The sequence below is a fragment of the Pedobacter psychrodurus genome (genome assembly GCF_032678585.1).
Lineage (GTDB): Bacteria > Bacteroidota > Bacteroidia > Sphingobacteriales > Sphingobacteriaceae > Pedobacter > Pedobacter psychrodurus_A.
This window is the reverse complement of sequence record NZ_JAVTSN010000068.1, coordinates 19,826-28,928: the sequence shown is the minus strand read 5'-3', so window position 1 is coordinate 28,928 and position 9,103 is coordinate 19,826. Positions and strand designations below refer to the sequence as shown.

At 40.3% G+C, this 9,103-nt stretch carries 12 protein-coding genes; 3 read left to right on the top strand and 9 right to left on the bottom strand.

The window, feature by feature from the left end; translation table 11 throughout:
* Positions 1 to 191: 191 nt before the first annotated feature.
* The 9 genes from moaCB to R2S57_RS28275 all read right to left on the bottom strand — a co-directional run bounded on the left by moaCB (position 192) and on the right by R2S57_RS28275 (position 7,494).
* A complete protein-coding gene (gene moaCB, locus R2S57_RS28315; RefSeq protein ID WP_316848281.1) occupies positions 192 to 1,100 on the bottom strand; it encodes a bifunctional molybdenum cofactor biosynthesis protein MoaC/MoaB in 909 nt (302 codons plus the stop codon).
* A gap of 1 nt (position 1,101) precedes the next feature.
* Positions 1,102 to 1,545 carry a molybdenum cofactor biosynthesis protein MoaE gene (locus R2S57_RS28310; RefSeq protein ID WP_316848280.1) on the bottom strand — a complete coding sequence of 148 codons (444 nt, stop codon included), beginning with the start codon at positions 1,543 to 1,545 and terminating at the stop codon, positions 1,102 to 1,104.
* A 1-nt stretch (position 1,546) separates the two neighbouring features.
* Positions 1,547 to 2,653, bottom strand: a complete 1,107-nt coding sequence (locus tag R2S57_RS28305; RefSeq protein WP_316848279.1) for a ThiF family adenylyltransferase — start codon at positions 2,651 to 2,653, stop codon at positions 1,547 to 1,549.
* Positions 2,654 to 2,658: 5 nt separating this feature from the next.
* Positions 2,659 to 2,892 (bottom strand): MoaD/ThiS family protein, encoded by a 234-nt coding sequence (locus R2S57_RS28300; RefSeq protein ID WP_316848278.1) that lies wholly within the window; start codon positions 2,890 to 2,892, stop codon positions 2,659 to 2,661.
* Between the two features lie 114 nt (positions 2,893 to 3,006).
* The gene (glp, locus tag R2S57_RS28295; protein ID WP_316848277.1) at positions 3,007 to 4,185 is read right to left on the bottom strand and encodes a gephyrin-like molybdotransferase Glp; all 1,179 of its coding nucleotides are present in this window, start codon (positions 4,183 to 4,185) and stop codon (positions 3,007 to 3,009) included.
* A 6-nt stretch (positions 4,186 to 4,191) separates the two neighbouring features.
* Positions 4,192 to 5,172, bottom strand: coding sequence for a GTP 3',8-cyclase MoaA (gene moaA / locus R2S57_RS28290; RefSeq protein WP_316848276.1), 981 nt, complete (start codon positions 5,170 to 5,172; stop codon positions 4,192 to 4,194).
* A complete protein-coding gene (locus R2S57_RS28285) occupies positions 5,169 to 5,759 on the bottom strand; it encodes a nucleotidyltransferase family protein (RefSeq protein ID WP_316848275.1) in 591 nt (196 codons plus the stop codon). Before R2S57_RS28285 ends, moaA begins: the two co-directional genes overlap by 4 nt.
* On the bottom strand, positions 5,760 to 6,875 hold the full coding sequence (locus R2S57_RS28280) for an XdhC/CoxI family protein (RefSeq protein WP_316848274.1): 1,116 nt from the start codon (positions 6,873 to 6,875) through the stop codon (positions 5,760 to 5,762). It abuts the gene before it with no gap.
* 388 nt (positions 6,876 to 7,263) lie between these two features.
* Positions 7,264 to 7,494 carry a hypothetical protein gene (locus R2S57_RS28275; RefSeq protein ID WP_025142808.1) on the bottom strand — a complete coding sequence of 77 codons (231 nt, stop codon included), beginning with the start codon at positions 7,492 to 7,494 and terminating at the stop codon, positions 7,264 to 7,266.
* Positions 7,495 to 7,652: 158 nt separating this feature from the next.
* Here R2S57_RS28275 and R2S57_RS28270 point away from each other — a divergent pair, with 158 nt between their 5' ends.
* The 3 genes from R2S57_RS28270 (at position 7,653) to msrA (ending at position 9,096) form a co-directional block, all read left to right on the top strand.
* The gene (locus R2S57_RS28270; protein ID WP_316848273.1) at positions 7,653 to 7,835 is read left to right on the top strand and encodes a twin-arginine translocase TatA/TatE family subunit; all 183 of its coding nucleotides are present in this window, start codon (positions 7,653 to 7,655) and stop codon (positions 7,833 to 7,835) included.
* Between the two features lie 98 nt (positions 7,836 to 7,933).
* Positions 7,934 to 8,431, top strand: coding sequence for a peptide-methionine (R)-S-oxide reductase MsrB (gene msrB / locus R2S57_RS28265; protein WP_316848272.1), 498 nt, complete (start codon positions 7,934 to 7,936; stop codon positions 8,429 to 8,431).
* 8 nt (positions 8,432 to 8,439) lie between these two features.
* The gene (gene msrA, locus R2S57_RS28260; protein WP_316848271.1) at positions 8,440 to 9,096 is read left to right on the top strand and encodes a peptide-methionine (S)-S-oxide reductase MsrA; all 657 of its coding nucleotides are present in this window, start codon (positions 8,440 to 8,442) and stop codon (positions 9,094 to 9,096) included.
* Positions 9,097 to 9,103: the final 7 nt, after the last annotated feature.

Here is a 9,103-nt window from a genome sequence, read left to right as displayed (position 1 = left end):
TCCGTACTGCGGATTTTCAATCCGCATTTTAAGGATTATAAATCCTTAGTTCTAAAGACGGGATTGCAAATCCCGACTAGCGAAAGCATTTTAAGGATTATAAATCCTTAGCTCCAAAGACGGGATTGCAAATCCCGACTAGCGAAAATCTTTAGTTCTAAAACACAGGATTGCAAATCCCGATTAGCGATCTAATGTTTCTCTCCCTTAACCACTTTAAACAAATGTAGTACCTGGGGAAATAAAGCATCCATACTTTCTTCTACACCACTTTTTGAGCCAGGGAAGGTAAGTACCAGCGTTTCTCCGATAAAACCGGCTACACCGCGCGAAAGCATGGCATAAGGCATACGTTCTTGTCCGTAATGCCGGGCAGTTTCCATGATACCTTCAATATTCCGGTCGATTAAAGGTGTAATGGCTTCAGGCGTTACATCCCGTGGCGAAAGCCCTGTTCCGCCGGTAAAAATAATCAGTTGATAACCGCTTTTGCTTAATTCGATGGCTTTATCCCTGATGATATTCACTTCATCTGGTACGATTTCGTATTTCTCCGCATTGATGTCCCATTGTGTTAAACGTGAGATAATTGCTTTGCCAGAACTGTCTTGTGTTTTATTTTCGAAAACAGAATCCGAACAGACCACAACAGCCGCCTTTATTTCGGGGAATCTGGCATTTTTAAGGTCTGATTTGCCGCCTGATTTTTTTAGTAATCTGATATTTTCAATCTCAACACCCTTATCAATCGGTTTCAGCATATCGTACATCGTTAAAGCGGTTACTGATGCGCCGTGCATCGCTTCAACTTCTACACCTGTTTTGTAAATGGTATGTACTTCAACGGTAATGATCACGCTTAAACCAGCAATTTCATAGGTAATGGCAGTATATTCTATTGGGAGGGGATGGCAATCAGGGATTACATCGCTGGTTTTTTTTACACCGAATAAACCTGCTGCACGGGCAAATTCAAATACATCGCCTTTGGGTATTTTGCGTTGTTCAATGGCATCAATAGTTTCTTGCTTAGATACCTTAACGGTAGCAGTTGCAATAGCAATCCTTAAAGTATTGGACTTTTTTGTAATATTTACCATGTTATGTATTTTCTTTCCACTGGTGTGTTTCGTCTTCGAATATCTCTTTGCCCCATATCGGTAATTCTGCTTTTAAACGGTCTACCACTTCACTGCAAGCTTCAATGGCAGGTTTGCGGTGCGCTGAGGAAGTAAAAACAAATAGACAGATTTCGCCAGTTTTTACCATGCCCAAACTGTGGTAAATGTGCATGCAGTTTAACGGGTATTTTGCAAAAATATCTTCCCTAATCTGGTGCATTTTTTCGAGTGCGAGGTCTTCATAAGCGGTATATGCTATCGCAGCAACAAATTTGCCCTCAATTTCATCTTTTCTCACCTGACCCATAAAAATGCTGTGGCCACCAATAGCCGTTTTACTGCTGTGTTTGGCAATACTATCGGCGATGAACGCAGGTTCGATCCGGCCGTTTACAAATATATTTTTTATCTTTTTTTCGTCCATGTTACGATCTTAGAAAATGATCTCTCCACTTTACAATACCACCTTTTAAACTGTATATTTTTTTGGCATTGCCATATTTTTCTTGTAATGCCTCTGCTGCAGCTACACTTCTGATTCCGTGCTGGCAAATTAAAACCACGTGTTTTTGGTAAAACTCTTTGCTCATAAAGGCTCCAAACTCCGACATGGGCACTTGTGTATATATCTGTTTATCTAATACAGGTACTTCATGTCTTTCGCGCACATCAATTAAAATGGTCGATTCTAAAGTCTGAAGTTTTACCAGTTCACTGGCGTCAATTTCTATATATCCCTGTGGTCCTTCACTCGTATCCTGATAGTCCATATTTAAAAATTCATCAACAGTTTTGGGTAGGGTATAACCTTCACCACGACTGATGTTGATGGTATATTGTTCTTGTGTAAGTAAATTATAATTTAATATTTTATTGCTGAGGGGCTGCCCGATTTTTGCAATGAGTTTAATGGTTTCTGCTGCGGCCATGGTACCCAATATGCCAGGTAATACACCGATCACGCCATTTTCAGCGCAATTTGGTATTTCTCCCTTATCTGGTGGAACGGGGAAAAGATCGCGGTAATTGGTACTGGGCGTTAAGTGATCGGGTGCATTAAATATAGCCAGCTGACCTTCGAAACCCGAAACTGCAGCAAATATGAGCGGTTTGTTAAGTAGGGCACAGGCATCGTTAATCAGATATCTCGATTCGAAATTATCTGTACCATCCAATATGTAATCGTATCTGGATACAATATCAAGAATATTGTTTTTCTGCAAACGGATCGGGTGGCGGATAATCCCGATCTGGGTATTCATTTCCTGCAAACGTTTTGCAGCAACCTCCACTTTTAACTTCCCGATATCGGCCGTGGTAAAAAGGATTTGCCTGTGCAAATTTGATAGAGAAATGGTGTCGTCATCAACAATACCGATATGGCCGATTCCGGCTGCTGCGAGATACTGTAATGCGGGGCAGCCCAAACCACCGGCGCCGATTACGAGTACTTTTGCCCTTAAAAGCAGTTGCTGTGCTTCCTCTCCGAATCCTTTAAGGATAATCTGTCTGTTATATCGCTCTGCGCTCATATGGTTTATCCCCCAGAAAAAGGCGGCATTATTGCTATTGTAGCATTGTTGGTAATTTCAGTATTCTCCTGAACGATGTTTTTGTTTAGCGCGAGTTTATATTTCATGCTTTTTAAAGCTGGAAACTGATTTTCGAGATACTGTTTAAAGGCATCGGTATCAGCAATGCCATCAACATCAATTTTTTGATTGTTGATAAACTCGGCAATCTGGCCAAAACTGATCATTTCGATTTTCATGGGGCTAATTTACCGTTAAGATGCCGATTTTGCTCCATTCTTTTACAAAACTTCTTGTTTTAATGAAATCGTTCAACCTAATTATAACGGATAGGACAAGGATTTCTTTCATCATTAGTTTGGTAAAATCATCACCGTTAAGGTGTCGCCCTTTTCGAAGTGTTCTTGTGTTTCGTTAAGGCAGATCAGGCAATTGGCCTGTGCAAATGAACTCAATCGGTAAGATTCCTGTGCGCTTAGTGGCGTAACTTTCCCGTTTTCATATCTGCCTTTCAGGAAATGGGCCAGTCCGGCAGGTTTGCTATATGGGTGGCTAAGTTCGGCCTCGACTTCCCTTACACTATTGTTTTTTAACGATAAAGATTTAAGGGCTGGCAATACATAATTGTAATAACAGCTGAGCACGGATGATGGGTTGCCCGGAAGTCCGAAGATCAGTTTTTGATCCTTTGTGCCGAAAAACAATGGTTTGCCAGGTTTCTGTTTTACTTTATGGAAAATCTGTTTAATGCCGCAATGTGCAGCAGCTTCGATTACAAAATCGTAATCACCCACACTTACTCCGCCAGTTAACAGCACTACATCGCTGCTTGCTATTGCATTTTGTAATACGTTTTTAAGGATTTCGAGATCATCATCTGCTTCATAAATAGAAATTTGTGCAATGGCTTCCTGTTTTAGCGCTGCGGAAAGGGAATAGGAATTTGATTCATATACCTGTCCAAACTCAAGCATTTTTCCGGGCTGTTGTAACTCTTTTCCCGTTACAATAATGGCAACCTTTGGCATAGGATAAACATTCAAATTGTTAATGCCAATTCCAGCCAGAAAACCGATGGCTGCGGGACTAAGCAAACTGCCTTTTTCCATGGCTAAGGCTCCGGCTTTAATTTCCGAACCTTTATCCCTTACATTCAAAGCCAGTCTTAAATTTGGATCCTGTATAGTGATTTTTCCCTCTAACCGCGTAATTTTTTCTTGCATCACCACCGTATCAGCCCCTTGGGGCAATGGGGCACCTGTAAAAATCCGACTGGTTTCGCCATTTTGTATGGTGATATTGTTTGCTGTTCCTGCGGCCATTTCACCAATAAGCAAGAGTTCTTTTTCATGATCTTCAAACTTGATCGCATAACCATCCATTGAGGATTGGCTAAAAGCCGGAATATCGTATGGTGCGTAAATATCGGCAGCCAGAATATGTCCTGATGTTTTTGCCAAATCGATTGAAATGGGACTTAGTACTGTTATGTGTTGAGAAATGAGGTCTTTTGCTTCTTTAACGCTAATCATGAAAATTTATCCTCCAATAGTAATCATACTTCTGTTTTGAATGGTAGTGATGTCAATTTTTTCGAAATCAGGTACTAATTGACCGCCCAATGCTTTCTTTTTACTCCAAATAGCTGATTGGATCAAGGGTAATACTTCTTCATCATTCCTTATGGCTGTAAGCAGATCAGTTTCGCTATCAGAGAACAGGCAGTTCTTGAGTTTGCCATCAGCCGTTAAGCGCATGCGGTTACAGGTATCGCAAAAGGGATTAGTCATGGTGCTGATGATGGCAAAAGAACCTTCGTGCCCGGGGATCATGAAACTTTTGGCGGTATCATGAGGTTCTCCTTTAAGGGGTAGCACGGCAAAGTCCTTTTCAACTACCGCTAGTATTTCATCTAAAGAAAACATTTTGTTGCTCGTCCATTTGTTGCCACTAAAGGGCATAAACTCAATAAACCTGATCTGAATGGGGGTGTGTTTAGTCCAGGTGATAAAATCGTTGATTTCATTATCGTTAAGGCCTTTCATCACCACCATATTTACTTTCACCTTGATTTTGTGCTGCAAAAGTAATTCGATGTTGCTGCGTACCTGATGGAAAACATCCCGTCGGGTAATCATAAAAAACTTTTCAGGCTGTAGCGTGTCGAGGCTAATGTTAATGGTTTTAATGCCAGCCGCCATTAATGTTGGCAGCATTTCGGCAATACGGGTTCCATTAGTGGTGATTACCAATTCGACCGGAAGTTTACCCAATGCCGCAATAATTTCGGCTGCATCTTTTCTTACCAAAGGTTCGCCACCGGTAAGCCTGATTTTTTTTACGCCATTGGCCACAAAAATTTCTGCCAGTTTAATAATCTCATCGGTTTGCATGAGCCTTGAAGCAGGAGTGAAGTCGTAATCCTCTTCGGGCATGCAATAAAAGCAGCGAAAATTGCAGTTATCGGTGAGCGATATCCGCAGGTAATCGTGTATTCTTCCGAAAGAATCTGCTATCATTGCTGGCTAATTAAATGGTTGTAATCTGTCTCCGTATCAATATCAATTTCTCCCTGTTCAAAAGCTACGGTTTCAAGGTCTTGGGGATATTGTTTTAATATCTTTTTTGCTCCGTCGGTACCTTTGAGCGATAAAAGTGTTTCGAAATAGTCTTTCTTAAATAGAACAGGTGTACCAATCGTTTCGGCATATTTACTGGCGATGATGTTTTTGCCGGTTTCTATTTGCTTTTCAATTAAGTTCTTAAAGTTAATCATTTTTATAAAAACCTGGTCGGCAACAGCAATAATGATACTGTCTATTTCGCTGTTTTTTTTGATGAGGGTTGAAAGTCCGGCTACAATGCTCGATGCCATTCCGCTTTCCCAATTTTCATTGATTACGAAACTGACCTGATCATTTTCATGTTTGGCCGCTATTTCGTCCGCATTGGCACCCAAAACTACGATTATTGGTTTGCAATCTGTTTTTAGGGCTTCATCTATCACAGTTTGCAAGAGTGTTTTCCCTTTATAATCTAAAAGTTGTTTTGTTCTTCCCAAACGAGAAGAGTTGCCTGCTGCCAATATGATGATAGCCGTTTTCATCTAGTTATTTGTTAGACCGTAAACATGGATCGGATTCTTTTTCTCTTTTAAAAAACTTGCCGAAGCACCTGTAAAAACCGATTTGATCTCCGCAAGGATAGAAATGGCAATTTCTTCTGCAGTTTCTGCACCAATGTCCAGTCCGATGGGGCCATGTACACGTGTTTCATTTTCAGGTGTTGCTAATTCCAGCTCCTCTAACATCCTCAGCAGTTTTTTTCTGGGGCCAAGCGTTCCGATATAGGGGGCATCTGTATCCAATAGATATTTAAGCAGTTCAAGGTCATAATTGTAGTTGTGTGTCATCAGTACAAAAGCGGTTTGCCCATCTATATGCACTTGAGCCATTACATTCTCAGGTTTACTAACCAGAATGCTTAAAGCGTTTGCGAAACGCTGTGCAGTGGCGTGGGTAGGTCTTCCATCAACAACGGTTACTTCCCAACCTAAAAGGTATGCCATTTCGGCTAAAGGTTGTGCATCATTGCCTGCACCAGCTATAATTAATGAAACTGGTGGTTGGATAAACTCTAGAAAAGCATCGATTTGTTGATTGTCTCGCATGTAAACTTTAAAGGCAGTGGTTTTATTTATAAAAACCTGTTCGGTATCTTTAATGATCTCATCTTTAAGTATTACTGGTATTTTTGATCGGATGCTCGCCTGCTTAAATAACAGGCTTGTGCCCAATTGTTGCTTATCTGTTAGCGAAAAAAGTGTTACCAATACCGCACTTGCTCTGGTACTTTGCAATGCAGTTAAAATCGCTATTGGATTTAAGTCATCCTCATCTATTATGGGTTCGAAAAGGATATGTACAATACCGTTGCAACCCAACTGAACACCAAATTTGGCATCATCTTCGTCTGTAGTATCGTAAGTAATCAGTTTGTTCTCTTGTTGTACAATTGCCGAAAGTGCTTTTCTGAGGGCATCGCCTTCCAGGCAACCGCCACTAATGGCACCTGTCAACTGGCCATCTTCGGTAATGAGCATCCTGGCGCCAGGCCTGCGATAAGAAGAGCCTTCTACCTTAACTACCGTAGCCAAAGCCGTTTTCTTCTTTTCCTTCGTTGCCTTATGGTATGCTTTGATAATATCGGTAATTTCTTTCATTAGGGATTGATGCAATAGATGATGCAATTTAATGATAATCTATTACAAATGTTTAAAAGGAGAGGAAAGACGTACGCTTTAAAGAAGTATTAGGGATGAAAAATGGATTTTATTTGTGCAGTCAGATGTTGCCATCTGACTAATCAGTAAATTTAATCTTAAATAAATGTTTATTCGTTTTCATTAGAGATGAAATTCAGTGTCAGATAGTAATATCTGACACCACTAATTTAATTAATGGGTTTACATTATCAGTCAGATGTTACCATCTGACTGATAATGTAAACTAAATGCTCATTATCTCCGAAAGCGAGGTTAAGTGTCAGATAGTAATATCTGACGCCACTGGAAAATAGATAACCCGTAAAAAAGCCATTTTTTTACTCACTTAAAAAGGCTCCGAATGAAAAATTTCAAGATTTATACAACGCAAACCGATACTGTTAAAGAGTTCGGTAATTTCTTTGGTCCAATCTCTTGGCGAATCTACCCTCAGGATCTTGTCAGAGTCCCATAGATCGATGTTCCATTTAATTTCTTTGAAACGACTGTTTAACAGCGGGCTAATTTCATTTAACTCGCTATCCGAAGATACATTTGTTTTGAAAACGGCAATCATAATGAAAAGTTTTAGGTTCGTTATCAGCAGTAGACGTACCACTTTAAAAATTACTTTAAATAGAAGCAGATTTTTTTAAACTATTTTAAATGTGACGGTCAGAGAACCAAAGCCCTGGTTTATGCGTAAGTGTAACATATACTTAAACTAAAAACGAAATGTTGAATACAACCATCGCTGCCTTGCTTGGAGGCCCTGAAATGATCCTTGTTGGAGTTGCTGTTTTATTATTGTTCGGCGGCAAAAAAATCCCTGAATTGATGAAAGGACTGGGTAAGGGTATAAAAGAATTTAAAGCAGGCCAGGAAGAAGAAAAACCTGAAGTGCCAAAGAGCGTTTAATTTTTTCTTTTTCCACCAGCATTTGTTGATCCGATAGGTATTCAATTTTAAGTTTAACCCATTTGTAAGGATTTTCCTTGCCATACGACTAATGTAATATGAAAAAGTTAAAATTATTGATGATACCTCTCATGGCACTCGCGTTGAACGCCTGTAGCCAGGGTAAAACAACTGGAACAAAAATGGACAGCAAAGCCAGTTTATATCCAGAAGCTAAACCTGCTGTCTATTGGAAAAAGATACTTTCTGCCAATGCCTACGAAATTATGGTGAACAGCGGAACGGAAACGCCCTATAAAAACCCATACTGGAACAACCATAAAAAAGGGACTTATGTGAGCGCCGCAACCGGTAAACCATTATTTACTTCGGATACCAAATTCGAATCTGGAACAGGCTGGCCTAGTTTTTTCAAGCCGATTGATCCGAAAGCCATTAAAATCGTAAGCGATACCTCTGATGGTATGGTGCGCGATGAAGTGGTAGAGGCCAGCACAGGTTTACATTTGGGCCACGTATTTGATGACGGACCTGAGCCAACTGGTAAACGGTACTGCATGAATTCTTATGCATTGAAATTTATTCCTGCTAAATAATTATGGTCATGATGAAGAATAAATTATGGATGCTTGGACTTGTTTTTCTGAGCGCCTGTGCCAATGGTCAAAGCCATAAAAATGACAACAGCTTTGCGAAATTACCGGTTGCAAAACCACAAGAAAAAGTAGCCACCTTTGCCGGCGGGTGTTTTTGGGCGCTTTCAGAAGGACTTAGTGAGCTCAATGGAGTGAACGAAGTGGTATCAGGTTACGCCGGAGGTACGGTTAAAAACCCAAGTTATGAACAAGTTTGTAGCGACCGCACCGGGCATGCAGAATCTGTACAAGTGTATTACGATCCTAAAGTGATCAGTTATACCGAACTGGCAGAAGCCTTTTTTTACGCGCACGACCCTACAACCTTAAACAGACAAGGACCCGACGAAGGTGAAGATTACCGATCTGTAGCTTTTTATCGTACGCCTGAAGAACAACAGGAATTGAAAGCCGTAATTGCCAAGGTAAATAGCAGCCATCATTATCCCGATGCAATTGTAACAGCGGTAATGCCGATTAAGGTTTTTTATCCGGCAGAAAATTACCATCAGGATTATTATAAGCTCCATCCTGGCGACTCGTATATTCAAGGGGTATCGGTACCTAAAGTGATGAAACTTAGAATAAATATGAGCGCATATTTAAAACCCGAGTTTAAAAAATAATGGAATT